This window comes from Solirhodobacter sp., assembly GCF_964715405.1.
In genome coordinates, this window is sequence record NZ_CBAICG010000016.1 from 57164 (window position 1) to 78510 (window position 21347).

Sequence of the window (21347 nt, forward strand, 5' to 3'; positions counted from 1 at the left end):
TCTGCCAAGAAGAAACGGGAAGATTTAGCCCGCCAGAGCCTTGTTCAGGTACGCGTCGACCTTTTCCAGATAACCCATCGTGGTCAGCCATTTCTGGTCGGGGCCGACCAGCAGGGCGAGGTCTTTCGTCATCCAGCCATCCTCGACGGCATCGACGGTGACCTTTTCCAGCGTTTCGGCGAAGCGTTGCAGGGCGGCGTTGTTGTCGAGCTTGGCACGATGCTTCAGCCCGCCCGACCAGGCGTAGATCGAGGCGATCGAGTTGGTCGAGGTCTCCTTGCCCGCCTGGTGCTGGCGGTAGTGGCGGGTGACGGTGCCGTGGGCGGCCTCGGCTTCGACCGTCTGGCCATCGGGCGTCATCAGGACCGAGGTCATCAGGCCCAGCGAGCCGAAGCCCTGCGCCACGGTGTCGGACTGCACGTCGCCGTCGTAGTTCTTGCAGGCCCAGACGTAGCCGCCCGACCATTTCATCGCCGAGGCGACCATGTCGTCGATCAAGCGGTGTTCGTAGGTGATGCCGGCTTTCTTGAAGGCGTCGGCGAATTCCTCGTCAAAGACCTTCTGGAACAGGTCCTTGAAGCGGCCGTCATAGGCTTTCAGGATGGTGTTCTTGGTCGACAGGTAGACCGGCCAGCCGAGGTTGAGGCCGTAGTTCAGCGAAGCGCGGGCGAAGTCGATGATCGACGCATCGAGGTTGTACATGCCCATCACGACCCCGGCCGAGGGCGCATCGTAGACCTCGCGCTCGATCACCGTGCCGTCGTCGCCGACGAATTTGAGCGTGATCTTGCCCTTGCCGGGAAAGCGAAAATCGGTCGCCTTGTACTGGTCGCCGAAGGCGTGGCGGCCGACGACGATCGGCTTGGTCCAGCCTGGCACCAGGCGGGGCACGTTCCTGCAGATGATCGGCTGCCGGAAGATCACGCCGCCGAGGATGTTGCGGATGGTGCCGTTGGGCGATTTCCACATCTGCTTCAGGTGGAATTCCTCGACCCGCGCCTCGTCCGGGGTGATGGTGGCGCATTTCACGCCGACGCCATAGCGCTTGATCGCGTTGGCGGCGTCGATGGTGATCTGGTCGTTGGTGCGGTCACGCTCCTCGATGCCGAGGTCGTAGTATTTCAGGTCGATGTCGAGATAGGGCAGGATCAGCTTTTGCTTGATGAAGTCCCAGATGATGCGGGTCATCTCGTCGCCATCGAGTTCGACGACGGGGTTCGCCACCTTGATCTTGGTCATGTCCTGGCCTCTTGGATGTGGGATTCGCTGGGCCGCGTCATAGCGGAAAAGCGGGGGTTTGGGAAGGGCGGTATGCTATTGCATACCATTTGCGGGGCGCCGGTTCAGATCGTGGGAAAGAAGGGGCGGAGCCGGGCGCGCATCCAGGCCCAGAGCCGGGGCGCGCCGCGCGCGACCTTGACGCCGACGCGGCTTTCCAGTTGCGCGGCGGTGACGCCATAGTCGATCCAGGTTCCGCCGCCCGATTGCAGGTTGGCCATCACCGGCTGCACCCGGTCGAGCGACTTGGCGAAGATCGCATCGGGGGACTCGGCGACCTCGAACTCGGCCCAGAGCGCGCGCAGGGGCGTGCCGATGTCGGGCGGCAGAAGGCCGAACAGCCGGTCGGCGGCTCGGGCCTCGGCGGCTTGCGTTTCCGCGCTGGCGTGGGCCTGACCGCCCTGCGAGTGGATCGGCACGTCGCCGACGTCGATCTCGACGAGGTCATGCAGGATCAGCATCCGGATCACGCGGTCGATGCTGACGCCGGGGTCGGCCTGATCGGCCAGCACGAGCGCGTAAAGCGCGAGGTGCCAACTGTGCTCGGCGGAATTCTCGCGCCGCGAGCCGTCGTTCAGGGTGGTGGCGCGCAGCACCTGCTTGAGCCGGTCGGCCTCGTTCAGGAAGGCGAACTGGGCATCAAGGCGGGCGGTCATCGGGGGGATTTGTCGGCCCGGAAGGCCCGCAGCGCGTCGTCGAGCGCGCGGCGGCCGCGCCGCTCGGCCAGCCGCATCCGGATCGAGGTCATGAACGCCTCCTGCAAGGTCGGCGAGAGCACGCCGATCGCCCGGGAGACCTGTTCGTAGAAGCGGTCATCCCCGATCTCGTCGCAGGCGACGAGCGTGTCGCGGGCGAGGTCGTCGGCGAGATCCTCGATGAAGCTCATGGCCGCCTCAGCGCGACGCCTCGCCAAGGCGGCGTTTGACGTAGGTGGAGACCGAGGTGATCATCCGGTCCATGTGGGGCTCTTCGAAGAAGTGGCCGGCACCTTCGACCAGATCATGCGTGATGGTGATGCCGCGCTGTTCGTGCAGCTTGTTCACCAGTCCCAGCGTATCCTTCGGCGGCGCCACCCGGTCGGCGGAGCCGTTGATGATGAGGCCGGACGCCGGGCAGGGGGCGAGGAACGAGAAGTCATACATGTTGGCGGGCGGCGAGACCGAGATGAAGCCGGTGATCTCGGGACGCCGCATCAGAAGCTGCATGCCGATCCAGGCCCCGAACGAGAAGCCCGCCACCCAGCAGTGCTTGGCATTCTGGTTCATCGACTGCAGGTAGTCGAGCGCCGAGGCGGCGTCGGAAAGCTCGCCGATGCCCTGATCGTATTCGCCCTGGCTTCGCCCCACGCCGCGAAAGTTGAAGCGCAGCACGGTGAAGCCGAGATTGTAGAACGCGTAGTGCAGGTTATAAACGACCTTGTTGTTCATCGTGCCGCCGAACTGCGGGTGCGGGTGCAGCACGATGGCGATGGGGGCGTCGCGTTCCTTCTGCGGATGGTAACGGCCTTCAAGCCGACCTTCCGGGCCGGGGAATATCACTTCGGGCATCGCCTCGCCTGTCTTTCCTGCGGGGTCCGTGCACCGTCATTCTTGACGGATTTGCTCGGACAACCTAGAACCATTCCAAAACCGGAGCATGCCGGGTCGGGTGGCAAGGAGGTAAGGTTCCTTCTGCCCGACGTCAATCCATTTGGCGGAGCCAATCCGATGAAACTCTCGACCAAGGGCCGGTATGCGATGGTGGCGCTCGCCGATCTGGCGCTGGCGAAATCCGATGATCTGGTGACGCTGGCCGAGATCGCCAAGCGGCAGGACATCTCGCTGCCCTATCTGGAGCAGTTGTTCGTCAAGTTGCGGCGTGCCGATCTGGTGGAATCGGTGCGCGGGCCGGGCGGCGGTTACCGGCTGGCGCGCTCGCCGGATGCGATCCGGATCAGCGAGATCATGGAGGCGGTCGACGAGACGGTGAGCGCGATGCACCAGGGTGCGGGGGCGTCGGGCGGCACGTCGGGCACGCGGGCGCAATCGCTGACGAACCGGCTGTGGGAGGGGCTGTCGGCGCATGTCTATGTGTTCCTGCACCAGACCCGGTTGTCCGACGTGGTGCGCAACGAGATGCGGCCCTGCCCGGCGGTGCCCGCGCTGTTCCGGGTGGTCGACGACGAATGAGGGGCGAATTCCTGGCGAAGATTCGGGGGGCTGTCTGCCCCCGGCGCCTGCGGCGCCTCCCCCGAGGATATTTGTGCCAATGTGAATGCAGGCCGGGGGCGCGGGCGTGAGCGGGCGCGTCTACCTTGACTGGAACGCGACGGCGCCGCTGCGGCCCGAGGCGCGGGCGGCGATGATCGCGGCGATGGACGTGGTGGGCAATCCGTCCTCGGTTCATGCCGAGGGGCGCGCGGCGCGGGCGATCGTGGAGCGGGCGCGGGCGCAGGTGGCGGCGGCTCTGGGCGCCGAGGGGGCGGAGATCGTCTTCACCTCGGGCGCGACGGAAGCCGCGGCGCTGGCGCTGGAGGGGCGCGGGCTTTTGTGCGCCGGGGTCGAGCATGACGCGGTTTCGGCGTGGTGCGAGGTTGCGCTGCCGGTCGATGCACAGGGCGCGGTCGGCGTGGTGGACCCCGCGCGGGCGGCGGTGCAGATCGCCAACCCCGAGACCGGGGTGGTGCAGGTCTTGCCCGAAGGGCTGGCGGTCAGCGATCTGACGCAGGGGTTCGGCAAGCTGCCGCTGGCGTTCAACTGGCTGGGCTGCGCGATGGGACTGGTCTCGGCGCATAAACTCGGCGGGCCGAAGGGCGTGGGGGCGCTGGTGCTGCGGCGGGGCCTCGACGTGGCGGCGCGCATGCGCGGCGGCGGGCAGGAAATGGGGCGGCGCGCGGGCACCGAGAACGTCATCGGCACCGCCGGTTTCGGGGCGGCGGCCGAGGCCGCGGCGCGCGATCTGGCCGACGGCGTCTGGGAAAATGTCGCCGAGATTAGAAATATTCTGGAAGAGGCGTTGGCCTCGGCGGAAAACTCGACTATTATTGTCGGGAAAGGCGCCGCGCGGTTGCCGAATACGGTTTGCCTCGTGACGCCCGGCTGGAAGGGCGAGACGCAGGTGATGCAGATGGATCTGGCCGGGTTCGCGCTGTCGGCCGGGTCGGCCTGTTCGTCGGGCAAGGTGCGGCCGAGCCGTGTGTTGCGCGCGATGGGATTCGACGAGGTGGCGGCGATGTCGGCGCTGCGGGTGTCGATCGGGCCCGGCGTGACGCGCGACGAGGTGCTGCGCTTTGCCGGGGTCTGGGCCGCGCAGGTGCGCCGCTGGCGCGCGCGGACGGGATGAGGATCGGGGCGCAAGCCCCTGAAACGGAAAGGAAGGCGCCGGATGGCTGCTCTGGACAAGGTTGAGGCGGACGTGCGCGACGGCGTCGATCGCGAGACGATCGAGACGGTGCAGGCCATGTCCGGCGCCTACAAGTACGGCTGGGATACCGATATCGAGACCGAATACGCGCCCAAGGGCGTGAACGAGGATATCGTGCGGCTGATCTCGTCCAAGAACGGCGAGCCGGAGTGGATGACCGAGTGGCGGCTGGCCGCGTTCCGGCGCTGGCAGCAGATGGACGAACCGCGCTGGGCGATGCTGAACTACCCCGTGATCGACTATCAGGACCAGTTCTACTACGCCCGGCCCAAGAGCATGTCGGGCAAGCCCAAAAGCCTGGACGAGGTCGATCCGAAGCTGCTGGCGACCTATGCCAAGCTCGGCATTCCGCTGAAGGAGCAGATGATCCTGGCCGGCGTCGAGGGGGCCGAAGGGGCGCCTGCCGAGGGCCGCAAGGTCGCGGTGGATGCGGTGTTCGATTCGGTCTCGGTGGGCACCACCTTCAAGGCGGAACTGATGAAGGCCGGCGTCATCTTCATGCCGATTTCCGAAGCGATCCGGGAATATCCCGACCTGGTGCGCAAATACCTTGGCTCGGTCGTGCCGCCGTCGGACAACTTCTTTGCCACGCTGAATTCGGCGGTGTTTTCAGATGGTTCCTTCGTCTACATCCCGCCGGGGGTGCGCTGCCCGATGGAGCTGTCGACCTACTTCCGCATCAACGCCGAGAACACCGGCCAGTTCGAGCGCACGCTGATCATCGCCGACAAGGGCAGTTATGTCAGCTATCTCGAAGGCTGCACGGCGCCCAAGCGCGACATTGCGCAACTGCACGCGGCGGTGGTGGAGATTGTCATCCTTGAAGGCGCCGAGGTGAAGTATTCCACCGTGCAGAACTGGTATCCCGGCGATGCCGAGGGCCGGGGCGGCATCTACAACTTCGTCACCAAGCGCGCCGACTGCCGCGAGGACCGCGCCAAGGTGATGTGGACGCAGGTCGAAACCGGCTCGGCGATCACCTGGAAATACCCGTCCTGTATCCTGCGCGGGGATGAAAGCCAGGGCGAGTTCTACTCGATCGCGATCGCCAACAACATGCAGCAGGCCGACACCGGCACCAAGATGATCCATCTGGGCAAAAACACCCGCAGCCGGATCGTGTCGAAAGGCATCTCGGCGGGCCGGGCGCAGAACACCTATCGCGGGCTGGTTTCGGTGCATCCGAAGGCGAAGAATGCGCGCAATTATACCCAGTGCGACAGCCTGCTGATCGGCGACAAGTGCGGGGCGCACACGGTTCCCTACATCGAGGTGAAGAACAACTCGTCCCGCGTCGAGCATGAGGCGACCACGAGCAAGGTGGACGAGGACCAGTTGTTCTATTGCCGCTCGCGCGGGATGGACGAGGAAGAGGCGGTGGCGCTGGTCGTCAACGGCTTCTGCAAGGAAGTGCTGCAGGCGCTGCCGATGGAATTCGCGATGGAGGCCCAGAGTCTGGTCGCGATCAGTCTGGAAGGAAGCGTCGGGTGAGCGAAGGACCGGCCGCGGCGGAACGCACGGTGCCCGCGGCACCGCAGCGCCCCGAGATCAGCATGCCCGCCGCCGAGCGGGCCGCGCTGACGGCGGCCTATGCGGCGGCGGCGACAATCCTCGAATACGGGGCGGGCGGATCGACCGCGCTGGCGGCCGACATGCCGGGCAAGACGGTGTTCACGGTGGAAAGCGATCCGGCCTGGGTGGCGGGGATGCGTGCGTGGTTCGGCGCCAACCCGCCCGCGGCGACGGTGCACCTGCACGCCGCCGACATCGGCCCGACGCGCGACTGGGGCCACCCGGCGGATGACACCATGTTCCGGCGCTGGCCGGGCTATGCGCTGTCGGTCTGGGACCGGCCGGATTTCGTGCACCCCGACGTGGTGCTGGTCGATGGGCGGTTTCGCGTCGCCTGCCTGCTGACGACCGCGTTCCGCATCGCGCGGCCGGTGACGGTGCTGTTTGACGATTATGCCGGGCGTCGGCATTACCACGGGGTCGAGGAATTCCTGCGCCCGGCGGCAATGATCGGCCGCATGGCGCGCTTCGATCTGGTGCCGCAGACCATCCCGGCCGACCGGCTGGGCTGGGTTCTCAAGTATTTCCTGCAGACGGCCTAGGGCGATGGGTGACAGTAAAACGAGGCGATCGGAGACTTCCGCGGCGGGGGCCATCCTGTCGGACCGGGCGCAGGCCGCGCTGGCCGATCCGCGCGTGTTCCGCACCGCGCCGGGCGTCAGCGTGGTGCGCGCCGAGATCGGCGGGCGCTGGATCTTCTTCAGCGTCGCCAACCCCGACGACCGCATCCAGCGCAAGCACAGCCGCGGCAAGTTCTACGAGGCCGACGAACTCGCCGAGGTCGGGACGTATTTCCCGGCGGGGGGTGTGTTCTGCGACGTGGGCGCCAATGTGGGCAACCATTCGCTTTACGCGCTGACCCGGCTGGGGGCGTCGCAGGTGATCCCGTTTGAACCCAATCCGGCGGCCTACGAGCTTTACCTGTCGAACATGATCCTGAACGGCGTTATCGACCGGGTCGAGACCGGCACGCTGGGCTATGGCTTGACCGATCGCGACGATGGCGCGCAGGCCGACCTGTCGCTGCGCGAGAACAACCTTGGCGCGACGCGGCTGGTGGTGGGGGCGGGCGGCATCCCGCTGCGCACCGGCGACTCGCTGCTGGCGGGACGCAGGATTGATTTCCTCAAGATGGACGTCGAGGGGATGGAGATGCTGGCCCTGCGCGGGCTGGAACAGACCATCCGCACCACGCGCCCGGCGATCTATCTGGAGATCGAGCACGTCAACCGGGCGGAATTCGCCGACTGGATGGCGCGGCTTGGCTACGGGATCGCCGTCGAGGGGCGGCGGTTCAAGCACAACCAGAATCTGTTGATCATCCCGAACGCCTGAGTGTTCGCTGAACCTGATGGAATGACCATGCTTGAAATCAAGAACCTGCACGTGAAGCTTGAAGAAGAGGACAAGGTGATCCTGAAAGGGGTGAACCTGACGGTGGAAACCGGCAAGGTCCATGCCATCATGGGGCCGAACGGGTCGGGCAAGTCCACGCTGTCCTATGTGCTGTCGGGCCGCGGTGGCTACGAGGTCACCGAGGGTTCGGCGCACCTTGACGGCGAGGATATTCTGGCGATGGAACCGGAAGCGCGCGCGGCGGCGGGGCTGTTTCTGGCGTTCCAGTATCCGGTGGAAATCCCCGGTGTCGGCAACATGACCTTTCTGCGCACTGCCGTGAACGCGCAGCGCAAGGCGCGCGGGCAAGAGGAACTGAGCGCGGGCGACTTCCTGAAGGTCGTGCGAGAGAAGGCGAAGGCGCTGAAGATCGACGCCGAAATGCTGAAACGCCCGGTCAACGTGGGCTTTTCGGGCGGCGAGAAGAAGCGCAACGAAATCCTGCAGATGGCGATGCTGGAACCCAAGATGTGCATCCTCGACGAGACCGACTCGGGGCTGGATGTCGACGCGATGAAGCTGGTGGCCGAGGGCGTGAACGCGCTGCGCTCGCCCGACCGGTCTTTCCTCGTCATCACGCATTACCAGCGCCTGCTGGACCACATCACGCCGGACGTGGTGCACATCATGGCCGACGGGCGCATCGTCAAGACCGGCGGGCCGGAACTGGCGCTGGAAGTCGAGCAGAACGGCTACGCCGACATTCTGGCGGAGGTGCTCTGATGGCGGCGGCGCAGGTCCGATCGGCCGCGGCCGAGGCGCGGCTGGCCGGGCTTTCGCTGCCCGCCAGCGGTGCCTGGCTGGCCGCGGCGCGGGGCGGGGCGCTCGACCGGCTCAGGGCGATGGGCCTGCCGGGGCGGCGCGACGAATACTGGCGCTACACCGACCCGACCACGCTGGCTTCGGCCGAGGTGACCCCGGCGGCGGTTTATGACATGGGCGACGAGATTGCGGCCTTCGACGCCATCGACCGGCTGACGCTGGTCTTCACCGATGGCGTCTTCGATGCCGCGGCCTCGGACGATCCGGCGCTGGCCGGGGTCGAGATCACGCGGCTGGCCGAGGCGGGCGCGCGCGACATCCACTGGGCGCGCGAGCTTTACGGCGTGCTGGAGGCGCGGGGCCAATCGCCCGTCGCCCGGCCGCTGGCGGCGCTCAATTCGGCCACGGCCACCGACGGCGTGCTGATCCGCGTGACGGCCAAGGCCGCGATGCCGGTCAGCCTGGTCTACCGCCACGTCGCGACCACCTCGGACGCGGTGCTGCACCATTGCATCCGGCTGGAACCCTGCGCCAATCTGACGCTGCTGGAAAGCGGCCCCGGTGCGGCGCGCTTCAATACGGTGCTGGAGGTCGAGATTGCCGACGGCGCGGCCTTCCACCACGTCCGCACCCAGGGCCGCGACCACGACCGCCGGGTGGCCACGCATCTCTTTGCCCGGCTTGGCGCGGACTGCCGGTTCAAGACCTTCACGCTGACCGCGAACGGCGTTCTGACCCGCAACGAGGCGGTGGTGGAACTGACCGGCAACGATTCCATCGCCCATGTCGCCGGTGCCGCGATGGGCGACGGCAGCTTTCACCATGACGATACCGTGTTCGTCACCCATGCCGCCGAACGCTGCGAAAGCCGTCAGGTGTTCAAGAAGGTGCTGCGGCATGGCGCGGTTGGCGTGTTTCAGGGCAAGATCCTGGTCAAGCAGGGCGCGCAGAAGACCGACGGCTACCAGATTTCGCAAAGCCTGCTGCTGGATGACGACTGCCAGTTCCTTGCCAAACCCGAGCTGGAGATTTACGCCGACGACGTGAAATGCTCGCACGGCTCGACCTCGGGCGCGATCGACGAGACCGCGCTGTTTTACCTGCGCTCGCGCGGGGTGCCGGAAAAGACGGCGCAGGCGCTGCTGGTGCAGGCTTTTCTGGCTCAGGCGATCGAGGAGATCGAGGATGCGGGGATTGCCGATGATATCCGCGACCGGCTTGAAGGCTGGCTTGCGCGCAGGATGGGATGAATGACGGTCAGCGCGGACATACTGGAAAGCTACGCGGCGCCGGGCCGGGTGATGCGGCGCAAGCTGGCCGAGGGGGTGCGCGAGGATCGCGCGCTGGCCACGCTGATGGCGGCGCTGGCGCTGATCTTCCTCGGCCAATGGCCGGGGCTGATGCGCGCCACGCGGCTTGACCCGTCGGTGCCCTTCGACGCCCGTGTCGGCGGCGCGCTGATGGGGCTTTTGTTCCTGGCGCCGCTGATCGCCTACGGGCTGGCGGCGCTGGTGCGGCTGGTGGCGCGCGCGCTGGGCGGGCAGGGCACCTGGTTCACCGCGCGGCTGGCGCTGTTCTGGGCGCTGCTGGCGGCGAGCCCGCTGATGCTGGTGCAGGGGCTGGTGGCCGGGCTGATCGGGCCGGGCCCGCTGCTGACCGGGCTGGGCCTTGTCGTGCTGGCGGCGTTCCTGTGGCTGTTCGGGGGTGCGCTCCGCGCCGCCGAGGCCGTGGGGGCTACGGCATGACCGGGTTCGCCGATGTGACCGATCTTGCGCGGCTGACCGCACGCGACCCGCGCGGCGGCGCCCGCGCGATCCTTTCGCTGCGCTTGCCCCGGCGCACACTGTGGGAACTGCTGCTGCTGGTCTCGGTGCTGACCGACCTTCTGCTCTTCGCCGAACTGGCGGTGGGGGGGGCCGACGTGCAGGTGCTGCTCAGCGCGGCGCTGCCCGACCCGCTGTTGATGGCGGCGATGCAGTTCGCCTCGCTCTTCGTGATGACGCTGGCGCTTTACGGCGTTGGCCATGCCTTCGGCGGCAAGGGCGACTGGGCCGGGGCGATGGCGCTGGTGGTCTGGTTGCAGGTCATCATGCTGGCACTGGGGCTGGCACAGGTCGTGCTTTACCTGCTGATCCCGGTCGCCGCGAACCTGCTGGGCCTGGTGTCGCTGGTGGCGCTGATGTGGTTGCTGACACATTTCACCGCCGAACTGCACTGCTTCAAGAACCTCTGGCTGGTCGCCTTCGGGATCGTCGGCACGGCGGTGGTGCTGATCTTCGGCCTCAGTTTCCTGCTGGTCGCGTTCGGCGTCCTGATGCCCGGAGTCGCCTGATGTATGACGTGACGGCGGTGCGCCGCGACTTTCCGATCTTGTCGCGGCAGGTGAACGGCAAGCCGCTGGTCTACCTCGACAACGGCGCCTCGGCGCAGAAACCGCAGGTGGTGATCGACGCGATCACGCAGGCCTATTCGATGGAGTACGCCAATGTTCACAGGGGTTTGCACACCCTTTCGACAATCGCGACCGAAAAGTACGAGGCCGTGCGCGGCATCATCGCGCGCTTCCTGAACGCGGCCAGGCCCGATGAGATCGTGTTCACCTCGGGCGCGACCGAGGGCATCAACCTGGTCTCCTACGCCTGGGCCGCGCCGCGGCTTCGGGCGGGGGACGAGATTGTGCTGTCGATCATGGAACATCACGCCAACATCGTGCCCTGGCACTTTCTGCGCGAACGGCAGGGCGTGGTGCTGAAATGGGTCGAGGTGGACGCGAACGGCGATCTTGACCCGCAGGCGGTGCTGGACGCGATCGGGCCGAAGACGAAGCTGGTCGCGATCACCCAGATGTCGAACGTGCTGGGCACCCGCGTCGATGTGGCGGCGATCTGCCGGGGCGCGCATGACCGTGGCGTGCCGGTGCTGGTCGATGGCAGTCAGGGCGCGGTGCACGGGCCGGTCGATGTGCAGGCGATCGGCTGCGACTTCTATGCCATTACTGGACATAAGCTATATGGGCCAAGCGGTTCCGGGGCGATCTTCATCCGGTCTGAACGGCAGGCCGAGATGCGCCCCTTCCTTGGCGGCGGCGACATGATCCGCGAGGTGACGCGCGACAGCGTCACCTACAACGACCCGCCGATGAAGTTCGAGGCGGGCACCCCCGGCATCGTCAACCAGATCGGGCTGGGCGTGGCGCTGGAGTATCTGATGACCCTCGGCATGGCGAACGTCGCGGCACATGAAACCGCGCTGCGCGACTATGCAAGCGCCCGACTCGGCGGGCTCAACTGGCTGCATGTGCAGGGAAATTCGGCGACCAAGGGGGCGATCTTCTCGTTCACGATGGACGGCCCCGCCCATGCCCACGACATCTCGACCGTGCTCGACAAGAAGGGCGTCGCCGTGCGCGCGGGCACCCATTGCGCGATGCCGCTGATGGCGCATCTGGGCGTCGGCGCGACCTGCCGCGCCTCGTTCGGGCTGTACAACACCCCCGCCGAGGTGGACGCGCTGATTGAGGCGCTGGAACTCTGCCGTGACCTCTTTGCCTGAGGCCCGCATTGCCCGTTGCAGCGTTCCGCGCCGCCCGCTATAGAAACGCGCAAGTGCACCCGTAGCTCAGCTGGATAGAGCGCTGCCCTCCGAAGGCAGAGGCCACTGGTTCGAATCCAGTCGGGTGCACCAATCAAATCAAATGGTTGGCTGTTTCCGGGGATTTCTTCGCCGCCGCTTCGCCCGGCCCGCGATTCCATCGCCCGGACCGCCGCCCGCAGGACGTCCGGCGACAGGTGTCCGCAGACTCGTGCATGGTCAGGCCTTCTCATGGTCTGATCCGCGTGTCGGCGCCCGAGTCGGAACCGTCTTGCCACGCGGCCCCTGTGCGTGTTTGTTTGTCCGGTGACATGGCGGAATGTTCATCGGGAGGAACATGGATGAAAGCCTTGCCGCGCGTGGTGGCCCTTTCGGCTTTGATGATCGCATGTCTCTTTGCGGTTTCGCCGCCTTCGCTTGCGCAGGTGCCCCCGGACCGGTCGCAGGTCGTGCTGCAGACCTGGTTCAGGCTGATCCTCGAACTCGTCCGTCATACCCCGACCTATTCGCCGCCGGTGGCGAGCCGCGCCTTTGCCTACATCGCGGTGACCGCTTACGAGGCCGAGGCGACCGGGTCAGACCGGCTGCGCTCGCTGGCGGGGCAGTTGACGGGCCTCAAGACCATTCCGCAGCGCGAGGCCGGGCAGGTCTACGACGATACCGTCGTGCTGGAGGCCGCGATGGAGGCGGCGGCGCACGACTATTTCGACAACACCGGGCCGACCGGGCAGCACGCGATGGCCGCGCTTGGCCCCAAGCTGCGGGCGCAGGTCGAGGCCGGGGTGGCCGCCGACGTGGTGGCCCGCAGCGAGGCCTATGGCAAGGCGGTGGCCGCGCAGATCCTGGCCTGGTCGGCCGACGACGGCGGCGCGGTGATCGAGAACATGGGCTTTCCGCTGCACTACACGCTGACGCCCGGCCCCGGCCACTGGGTGCCGACCAGCCTGATCATCCAGCAGCAGGCGCCGCTGTTGCCCGACTGGGGCAAGAACCGCCCCTTCGCGATGCCCACCGGGGCAAGCTGCGACCTGCCGCCGCCGCCCGCCTACAGCGAGGACAAGGACTCGGAGTTCTACAAGCAGGCGCTGGAGGTCTATCAGACGGTCAAGTCGCTGACCCCCGAACAGACGGCGATCGCGCGCTACTGGTCGGACGACGCGATGCTGTCGAAGACGCCGCCCGGCCACTGGATCGCCATCGCGATGCAGATCCTCGACGATCAGCACGCCGACATGGATCGCAGCGTCGATGTGCTGGCCCGGCTCAGCGTGGCGATGGCGGATGCCTTCATCGGCTGCTGGCAGACGAAATACGAATACGACCTGGTGCGGCCGGTAACCTACATCCGGCGGCTGATCGACCCGAAGTTGGACCCGATCCTGATCACTCCGCCGTTCCCCGAATACCCCAGCGGCCACAGTTCGCAATCGGCCGCCGCCGCCGAAGTGCTGACGGCGCTGTTCGGCGACAACTTCGCCTTCGAGGATACCTCCAAAGAGGATGACGGCATGCCCGCCCGCCGCTACCCGAGCTTCCGCGCCGCGTCCGACGAGGCGGCGATCTCGCGGCTTTATGGCGGCATCCACTTCCGCGCGGCGATCGAGAACGGCCAGCAACAGGGGCGCTGCATCGGCGCCTATGCCGTCGCCCTGCAAACCACGAGGTAGCCGATGCGTCTGTCCGCCCTCCTGCTGGCGCTTGTCGTCGTGGTCTGCGAGGGCTCCGCCGCCCCCGCGCGCGCCGACGACATGCCCGCCGTGCCGACCTTCACCGAGGAAACCGCCACCTCGGGCGTGCACAGCGTCTATGCCGGCGAGTGGGAATACATGGTCGGCGGCGGCGTTGCGACCTTCGACTGCAACAACGACGGCTTCCCCGACATGCTGCTGGCGGGCGGCACCAACCCGGCGAAGTTCTACCGCAACACCAGCACCGTGGGCGGCCCGATCACCTTCGTGGAAGAGCAAAGCGGGCTGGAGCTCGACAAGGTGACGGGCGCCTATCCGATCGACATCGACGGCGACGGCATCACCGACATCGTGCTGCTGCGGGTGGGCGAGAACGTGGTGATGCGCGGCCTCGGCAACTGCAAGTTCGAGCGCGCGAACGAGCTGTGGGGCTTCGACGGCGGCGACGCCTGGTCCACCGCCTTCGCGGCCACCTGGGAACACGGGCAGGTCTGGCCCACGATCGCGATCGGCAACTACATCGACCGCCATCAGGACACCTTCCCCTGGGGCTCGTGCACCGACAACTGGCTGCACCGGCCCGCAGTTGTGGACGGGGTGCCGCAGCGCCGCTTTGCCCCGCCCTCGCCGCTCAAGCCCAGCTTCTGCGCGCTGTCGATGCTGTTCACCGAATGGAACCGGTCGGGCACGCCCTCGCTGCGGGTGGCCGACGACCGCGAATACTACAAGGGCGGGCAAGAGCAGTTGTGGCACATCGACCCCGGCAAGACCCCCGCGCTTTTCACCGCCGCCGAGGGCTTCGCGCCGCTGCGCATCTGGGGCATGGGGCTGGCCAGCTATGACCTGAGCTTCACTGGCTACCCGGAATACTTCATCACCAGCATGGCCGACAACAAGCTGCAGACGCTGGCCGCCGTGCCGACCGACGGCACCGCCCCGCGGCCCACGTTCAAGGACATCGCCTTTTCGCTGGGGGCGACGGCGCAGCGGCCCTATACCGGCGGCGACATCGAGCCCAGCACCGGCTGGCACGCCCAGTTCGAGGATGTGAACAACGACGGCATGGTCGATCTGTTCATCGCCAAGGGCAACGTCGACAAGATGCCGGATTTCGCCCAGAAAGACCCCAACAACCTGCTGTTGCAGGATGCCACGGGCCATTTCCACGAGGCCGGTCTGGCGGCGGGCGTGGCCAGCATGAAGACCGCGCGCGGGGCGGCGCTGGTCGATTTCAACCTGGACGGCAAGATTGATCTGGTCGTGGTGAACCGGCACGCCGAGGCGCAGGTGTGGCGCAACACCAGCGCCACCACGGGCCACTGGATCGAGTTCGGCCTGCATCAGCCCGGCCCGAACACCGATGCGATCGGCGCCTGGATCGAGGTGAAGCGCGGCGACGTGACGATGCGGCGCGAGATCACCGCCGGCGGCGGCCATGCCAGCGGCAGCCTGGGCTGGCACCACTTCGGCCTTGGCGCGGTCACCGAAGCGGATGTGCGGGTGATCTGGCCCGACGGGACGGCCGACCCGTGGGAACACGTCGCGGGCGACGCGTTCTACACGCTCGCGCCTCGGAACCCCGCGCAGGTGTGGGTGCCGAAGTAGCGCCCGTCGCCGCTGGTTCGGCGCGCCACGACCCGTGATCCGACCGGCGCCGAGAAAGGCGGCGTTGCGCCAGACGCATCCTCCTGCGCACCTTCGAACCGCGCCGGGTTTGCCGCAGGCTGATTGATCTTGGTTACGCGGCCCAGGCTTCGATCTGCAGAGACGTGTCGAATTCTGCCTCGGCTTCCCCGCGGGCGGGATGTTCCCGCTGGGTTCGAGCGGGCTGACGAAGAGGCCCGGCACGATCCGCCACCAACTGACGCTGACCCCGAGATCTTCGCTGGTCAGGAACGCGGTCGGGCAGACCGAGTTGCGCGGGACGACGGGCCCATCTTCCTTCTGCGGAACAAGCGTTTCCTTGGATTCCGGCCAGGCATCCGCCAAGGCCCGGCGGTTCTTGCCGGCCGCTCCGCGTGCGATGTCCGCGGCCAGTGTGGCGGCAGCCCATCAAGCGCAGGAGGCGCGCGGCCAAAAGCCGGACACGGCCGTTCTCGCGCCGCATCAGGCGAACTCCGGCGGCAGGTCGCAGGGGACGAAACCCAACTTCTGCCCGCCAAGGTCGCGGAAGGCGCGCTGGCGGCAGGACAGCACGATGATCTGAAGCTCGCTTGCCTGACGGTGGAGCGCGTCGAACATCCGCTCGATCCGGTCATCGTCGGTGTAGACCAGAGCATCGTCGAGGATGACCGGCGCATGGCGCCCCGCCGCCGCGAGCATATGGGCGAAGGCAAGCCGCACCATCAGCGCGATCTGTTCCTGGGTGCCGCCCGACAGCACATCGACCTCTTCTTCCTGACCGTGCCGGGTCAGGGCCGTCGGCAGGATGCTGTCGCCGTCGAACCGCAGTTCGGCGTCCGGCCACAAAAGCCGCAAGAGCGGTTTCAGTTCCGCCATCACCGGCTCGAAGTAGCGGTCGCGGGCCGAAGCGCGGGCGGTGTCGAGCGTGGCGGCCAGTTCCTGCAGGATGGCGACCTCGAAGCGCAGGCTTTCCAGCCGCCGCTCGGCCGTGCCGAGGCGGGCGGTGACGTCGGCCAGTTCCTCCTCGACACCCTCGCCGGACCGCAGGTCGATCGCGGTGTCAAGCCCCGACAATTCCTCGGCCAGTCGCGCGGCCTCGGCCTCGGCCTGTTCCATCACCGAACGGGCCCGCGTCAGCGCCGCCTCCGCCGCGGCAAGGTCGGGGGCCGCCTCGGCAAGGCCACGGTGCATCGCCTCGGCCTCGGTCAGCCTGGCGTCGGCAAGGTCACGGTCCGATGCGAGCGCCCGCTCCAGCTTTTCAGGATTGTCGAAGGCGGCGATGGTGGTCGTGGCGCGGGCCAGCCGCCCGGCCGCGCCTTCGTTGGCGGCCGCCGCGCGGGCGGCGGTCTGGCGGTCCTGATCGGCCTTGCGCCGTGCCGTCTCCAGGGCGGCTTCGGCGGCGTCCCGCGCCATGACGCAGCCGTCGACCGCGCGCTGCGCCGCGTCCGGGGCCGGAACATCGGCCCCGGCCCCGGTCGGGTCCGGCAGGGCATCGCGTTCAGCCTTCAGCGCCGCGACACCGTTCGGCGCAAGGCCAGCAAGCGTCGCCTGCGCCTGTGCCAGACGGCTTGCAGCTTCGGCCCGCAGTGTCGCCGCGTGGCGGGCCGCCGCCATGTCCGGCAGATCGAAGGCCGCCAGCGCGGCGGCCAGATCCGCCTCGGCCTTCGCCAGCTTGCGCGTATCGTCGGCGGTCTTGCCGGGGCGGATCGTCAGGCGGCCCAGCCCGGCGAGGGTCAGTGTCGCGCCCTCGGGGATCGGCTTGTGGGCGTCCGCCATCAACGGAACACCATCGAGGCTGACACCCGAAGTGACGCCCTCGGCATAGTGCATCATGACGTCAGGGGCCGCGCTGTCGCGGAGTTTCTGAAGGACGGCAACCTCCTGCGCCGCTTTTTCAAGGCGGGTGAGGGAAGCGCCGTCCGGGCCGGTGGCCGCGGCCTTGCGATCGGCGGCGAGCGTCGCCTCGATTGCTCCGGCCCGCGTCAACCGATCCCCGATCTCCGCCCGGCGCGTTTGCGCGGTCCGGGCGGCTTCGGCTTTCATCGACTGGCGCAGCGTCGCTTCGGCGGCAGCAAGGGCGGCGCGGGCCGTCCCGGCCTCGGCCTGTGCCTGGGCCAGCGCGGATTCCGCCTTGGCGAGCAACGCTCGGGCCTCGGCGTCGAAGGCGTCCGCGTCGCTTGCGGCGCGTTCCGCGTGCGCCAGTTCATCCCGTGCGGCGCGCAGGGTCGCCAGACGGGTGGTGGTGCCGGTCAGCGTCATCCGGGCCATTGTCACGACATCCAGCGCCCGCGCCGTTCGCTCGGCATGCTGTTGCGCTGCATCATGGTCGCGGCTCGCCGTGTCCAACCGTTTCCGGCGCTCGGCAATGGCCTCGGGCGCGCGCAACTCGCCCAACTCGCGCCGCACGGCATGGCGCCGGTCCAGATTGCCGCGCAGGGTTTCGGTGAGCGTGGTCAACTCGCGTTGCCGCTGGCTCAGAGTGACCACCTCATCCTCGGCGGCTTTCAGCGGCCCTCCTGCCTTCGGGCGCCCACCGCTGGTGACGTAGCGATCCAGTTCGTCCCGGCACCGGGCAATCGCGGTATCCATGCGCCGCCCGCCGGTCAGGCTTTCGACCTCGCCGGTGACCGACGACATCAGGTCGCGCCGCGCGCCATGTGCCAGTTCGCGTTCGGTCTTCGAGCCCTGATCGAGCGCAGTCAGACCCTGCCGCACCCAGAGCAGACCGGCCGGGCCACCATCGCCCTTGCCCTGCGTCAGCGCGGCAATCCAGGCCTCGGCATCGTCGGCCTTGGCGACAAGGCGCGATCCTTGCCAGACTTCCGCGGCGGGCTTTGAAAACCAGCGTTTCATGATGCGGAATGCACCTTCAGCGGTGGTGAGGTCGACGATGACGGTCGGGGCACCACCGGCATGCGGGCGTAGAGCCGTGATCTCCTTGCCGCGCGAGCGATAGGACTGGAAGAACAGCGCCTGCAATGCGTCGAACAGGGTCGATTTGCCTTCCTCATTCGGGGCCGACATGACGTTCAGCCCGGCGCCTATGCCCGTCACGCGAACGGGCGAGGTGAAGCGGCGCACGTCGTTCAGGGTGATCGCGGTCAGCTTCATGACCGGTCTCCCGTGAGATAGCCATAAAGCCGGTTCAGCGCCGCGGCAGAGACGCGCCGCGCCTCGGCGGGCCGGTTTTCGTCCTGCGCTGCTACGCTCAAGGTGTCGGCGGCAAGGCGCAGCGCGCCATTCCGGTCGATGGCGTCGAGGTCGGCGGCTTCGACTTCGGTTTGCACTGCGGTGTCGTCGAGGTCGAAGAAACAGAACTCGGGCGCAACCGCAATCGCCGCCTCCCGAAGGGCTGCGCGGTCTGCCAATGTGGCGCGGCCCTGCGCCTTGACGCGCATGAGATAGTCCCGTCGCGCGGCGCGATCGCTCGGCAGCAAAGTGGCGAGCGCTTCGGCCCCGTCCTGTTCGGCGATGAGCGGCAGCTCCTCTGCCGACCAGGCAAGCGCGCCGGTTTCCACCGCCTCGACCCTTGGCAGGGCGCCCGGCGCGTCGATCGTCACGGCAAGGCAGACGCCGCGACCGTCATGGGCAAAACTGTCACGCTCTGGGGTGCCGGAATACCAGGTCCGCTCGCCGATCTTCAGGTGCCCGTGCCAGTCGCCAAGCGCGAGGTAATCAAGCCGGGCGGTGCTGGCACGGTCGGGCGGAACGATCTCCGTCACGCCGCCGTCTTCCCCGCCAAACCCTTGCACGGCGCCGTGGGCAAGGCCGATGCGCAGCGCGCGCGGGCCGGTCTCGCAGGCCGGCATCCATTGCGTCAGGTCACGGCCCGGATAGCGGGTCGGGGCGGGGGCAGGCAGCAGGACGACATCCGTCGCAATCTCGACCGGCCCCGCGGTGTCCAGCAGATGGACATTCGGGGCGGCATGGGCGCGAAACCGTTGCCAGAGGCTTTCGGCGGCCAGGCTGTCATGGTTGCCGGGGATCAGCCACCACTGGTTAGCCGGATCGGCAGCCATCGCCGCCAGAGCCTGACGCCAGACCTGATCGGTCGGCGTTTCGGTATCGAAAATGTCGCCGGCCACGAGGATGTGCTGCGCACCATGATCCCGCGCGGCGCGGGCAAGGCGGCCGATGATCTGGTGCCGGGCCTCGACCAGCCGCCCGCGCACCTCTTCTGGCAGGTTGCCGAACCGCCGCCCCAGATGGAGGTCCGACGAATGGATGAAACGGAACGCAGGCATCAACGCACCTCACACAGATGGACGGGTGGAAATCGCCGGTCGAACCGGGCCACGAATACCCCGGTCGGGTGTCAAGACCTGACGTGGGTCTCGGGCGCCAAGATGAGGAACGCATTGATTTTTCAGACAAAACGCAATTATCATGGAAGCGGCGCGCAGTCGTCGCGCCGGTGCGCCGCCACCATCTCGCGACGGCCTTCGGGCGCGATGACCTCACCCCGGTCGCCCCAATGGCAAGGATGCCAGCCCATCTCAAGCCATGCCAAAGCCTGGAAACGGACTTCCGGCGCGCCGTCGGGCAGGTTCCCAACATCAAGTCGGGTGCGAAGTGTATCTGCACGCAGAGGGAACGGGTGGGATTGCACTGGTTTCAGTCCCCCGGCTTCAGGTCTTGAACTTTCCGTCATGAGCGTGAGGATTGCAAGGGAATGAATCCCTTCAGCCTCCGCGGTCGCTCGCGACCCGAGTCGTCGCCGGGATACCCCGCACTGATTCGAAGGGGGCGCGGCGGAGTCGGGAGGTCAGACCGGGGCGGTCATGCTTTCGAATCCCTGGTCCCGCTCAACCAGTCCTGCTTCAGGACTCCGGATCCGCCCGAAGCAGAGAATGGCTGACGAACCCCAGGGTCGCACCCTCCGACACGATCGTCGACGTCCTGGAAGAGGGGTGATGACGTCACGGGGGTGCGTTTGGGCACCTCGGAACTCGCGTCCCCGCACCTCCGATGCCTCGGCTCGGGCGCGGTCAACTGGCCAGACGCGCTACGAGCGTCGCTGGCGGGCATCAGAGGGTTTCGCCGTCGACGCCTATGGCCGGCGGATCGTCGGCTGGCGCCTCAGCGCAACACCCCATGCGGGTTTCGGTCCGGACGCACGCGAACAGGCCGTCCACGACCGCCGTCCCGTCAAAGGAAGGGGGCCGGGTTCATCACCGCGACCGCCCCTCTCACGGGTTGCTGGCTAGCCGGTGCCGGGCAACGGGCGGGCGGTATCTGTCGATCAAACAGGCCGAACGGCTGGCCGAAGCGCGGATCGCCTCGGTCGGCAGCGTTGGCGACAGCGACGACACCGCGCTGGCCCAGACGATCCACCGCCGCAACCCGCGGCGCAGCTTCAAGGAGGTGGAATACCCGACCCGCGAATGGGTCAACTGGTTCGGCACCCGCCGCAGCTCGATCCCATCGGGAACATCCCGCCCGCGGACGCGGAAGCCAACGGCCACGCTGCTTTGGAAACGGAAGCCAGGGCCGCGTAACAGGGATCAATCCGCCTCCGGCAAACCCGGTGCGGCCCAACTCTTCTCCAGCGATCGTGCCGAGCGATTTCGCAGAAGGGCCCTCGAAGCGGCATGACCGAGGCGGACGAATGGCCTTTGTTGCCGGTCGGTCACACCGCGCGGCACATCCAGCGTTTCCGGGGTGCTGGGCCAATCGTGGCAATCGAAATTTCCGCGTGGAAAATCGTTCTAAATCAGTCGATTATGTGAGATTTGGCGGTGCGGACGCGACTGCGGTCCAACCTTCTCTGGGCTCGAATTTCGCTACTTGGTTTCTTTCCGAAAGAATTCGAAGGGTTTTTCAACCTGACCGGTGAGGCAGCGCACCCGGATCGGCGGAAGCATTTCAAGGTCAGTGGGGTCGTAGGCCCCCATCTTCGACAGCTACGGCGATAAGTGATTGATTTTATTATGGCCGAAGGGGCGAAAATGTAACTACATGAGGTCTGTCAGGCGGGTTTTGGCAGGTTTAGGGTGTCGAAGAGCTCCAATTGTTCGGGGCTTGGGGTGGTGATGC

General features: G+C 67.2%; 18 protein-coding genes, 1 tRNA gene and 1 pseudogene. 14 read left to right on the forward strand and 6 right to left on the reverse strand.

Annotated features, from left to right (window positions below; all coding sequences use genetic code 11):
* Positions 1-24: 24 nt before the first annotated feature.
* The 4 genes from AC11WY_RS09265 to AC11WY_RS09280 form a co-directional block, all read right to left on the reverse strand.
* Positions 25-1239, reverse strand: a complete 1215-nt coding sequence (locus AC11WY_RS09265) for an NADP-dependent isocitrate dehydrogenase (RefSeq protein ID WP_482924697.1) — start codon at positions 1237-1239, stop codon at positions 25-27.
* A gap of 104 nt (positions 1240-1343) precedes the next feature.
* Positions 1344-1934 carry an HD domain-containing protein gene (locus tag AC11WY_RS09270; protein ID WP_482924699.1) on the reverse strand — a complete coding sequence of 197 codons (591 nt, stop codon included), beginning with the start codon at positions 1932-1934 and terminating at the stop codon, positions 1344-1346.
* Positions 1931-2164: a hypothetical protein gene (locus tag AC11WY_RS09275; protein WP_482924700.1), complete on the reverse strand. Its 234-nt coding sequence runs from the start codon at positions 2162-2164 to the stop codon at positions 1931-1933. Before AC11WY_RS09275 ends, AC11WY_RS09270 begins: the two co-directional genes overlap by 4 nt.
* Positions 2165-2171: 7 nt before the next feature.
* The gene (locus tag AC11WY_RS09280; protein WP_482924702.1) at positions 2172-2825 is read right to left on the reverse strand and encodes an alpha/beta hydrolase; all 654 of its coding nucleotides are present in this window, start codon (positions 2823-2825) and stop codon (positions 2172-2174) included.
* 159 nt (positions 2826-2984) lie between these two features.
* On the opposite strand from AC11WY_RS09280, the gene iscR reads away from it, so the two are divergent.
* The 13 genes from iscR (at position 2985) to AC11WY_RS09345 (ending at position 15293) form a co-directional block, all read left to right on the forward strand.
* A complete protein-coding gene (gene iscR / locus AC11WY_RS09285; protein ID WP_482924704.1) occupies positions 2985-3446 on the forward strand; it encodes a Fe-S cluster assembly transcriptional regulator IscR in 462 nt (153 codons plus the stop codon).
* A gap of 106 nt (positions 3447-3552) precedes the next feature.
* Positions 3553-4599 (forward strand): cysteine desulfurase family protein, encoded by a 1047-nt coding sequence (locus AC11WY_RS09290; protein WP_482924705.1) that lies wholly within the window; start codon positions 3553-3555, stop codon positions 4597-4599.
* 42 nt (positions 4600-4641) lie between these two features.
* Positions 4642-6171 (forward strand): Fe-S cluster assembly protein SufB, encoded by a 1530-nt coding sequence (gene sufB, locus AC11WY_RS09295; protein WP_482924707.1) that lies wholly within the window; start codon positions 4642-4644, stop codon positions 6169-6171.
* On the forward strand, positions 6168-6794 hold the full coding sequence (locus tag AC11WY_RS09300) for a hypothetical protein (RefSeq protein ID WP_482924709.1): 627 nt from the start codon (positions 6168-6170) through the stop codon (positions 6792-6794). The genes sufB and AC11WY_RS09300 overlap by 4 nt, the downstream gene beginning before the upstream one ends.
* Before the next feature lie 4 nt (positions 6795-6798).
* A complete protein-coding gene (locus AC11WY_RS09305; protein ID WP_482924711.1) occupies positions 6799-7587 on the forward strand; it encodes an FkbM family methyltransferase in 789 nt (262 codons plus the stop codon).
* 27 nt (positions 7588-7614) lie between these two features.
* Complete coding sequence (sufC, locus tag AC11WY_RS09310) at positions 7615-8370, forward strand: Fe-S cluster assembly ATPase SufC (protein WP_482924731.1); 756 nt, start codon at positions 7615-7617, stop codon at positions 8368-8370.
* Entirely contained in the window at positions 8370-9659 is a 1290-nt protein-coding gene (gene sufD, locus AC11WY_RS09315; RefSeq protein ID WP_482924712.1) for a Fe-S cluster assembly protein SufD, read from the forward strand. Before sufC ends, sufD begins: the two co-directional genes overlap by 1 nt.
* Complete coding sequence (locus AC11WY_RS09320; protein ID WP_482924714.1) at positions 9660-10154, forward strand: YIP1 family protein; 495 nt, start codon at positions 9660-9662, stop codon at positions 10152-10154.
* Entirely contained in the window at positions 10151-10741 is a 591-nt protein-coding gene (locus tag AC11WY_RS09325) for a Yip1 family protein (protein ID WP_482924716.1), read from the forward strand. The genes AC11WY_RS09320 and AC11WY_RS09325 overlap by 4 nt, the downstream gene beginning before the upstream one ends.
* A complete protein-coding gene (locus tag AC11WY_RS09330) occupies positions 10741-11961 on the forward strand; it encodes a cysteine desulfurase (protein ID WP_482924718.1) in 1221 nt (406 codons plus the stop codon). Before AC11WY_RS09325 ends, AC11WY_RS09330 begins: the two co-directional genes overlap by 1 nt.
* A 55-nt stretch (positions 11962-12016) precedes the next feature.
* Positions 12017-12093 (forward strand) — tRNA-Arg (locus tag AC11WY_RS09335).
* Between the two features lie 248 nt (positions 12094-12341).
* Entirely contained in the window at positions 12342-13667 is a 1326-nt protein-coding gene (locus AC11WY_RS09340; RefSeq protein ID WP_482924720.1) for a vanadium-dependent haloperoxidase, read from the forward strand.
* A gap of 3 nt (positions 13668-13670) precedes the next feature.
* The gene (locus AC11WY_RS09345; RefSeq protein ID WP_482924722.1) at positions 13671-15293 is read left to right on the forward strand and encodes a CRTAC1 family protein; all 1623 of its coding nucleotides are present in this window, start codon (positions 13671-13673) and stop codon (positions 15291-15293) included.
* Between the two features lie 501 nt (positions 15294-15794).
* Here the strand turns inward: AC11WY_RS09345 and AC11WY_RS09350 are convergent.
* Together AC11WY_RS09350 and AC11WY_RS09355 are read right to left on the reverse strand one after the other, a co-directional pair.
* Complete coding sequence (locus AC11WY_RS09350; protein ID WP_482924723.1) at positions 15795-18422, reverse strand: AAA family ATPase; 2628 nt, start codon at positions 18420-18422, stop codon at positions 15795-15797.
* Positions 18419-19555: a metallophosphoesterase family protein gene (locus tag AC11WY_RS09355; protein ID WP_482924725.1), complete on the reverse strand. Its 1137-nt coding sequence runs from the start codon at positions 19553-19555 to the stop codon at positions 18419-18421. The genes AC11WY_RS09350 and AC11WY_RS09355 overlap by 4 nt, the downstream gene beginning before the upstream one ends.
* A 792-nt stretch (positions 19556-20347) precedes the next feature.
* Between AC11WY_RS09355 and AC11WY_RS09360 the strand changes: the two are divergent.
* Positions 20348-20809, forward strand: a pseudogene (locus AC11WY_RS09360) (IS3 family transposase); the annotation flags it as partial.
* Positions 20810-21347 lie beyond the last annotated feature (538 nt).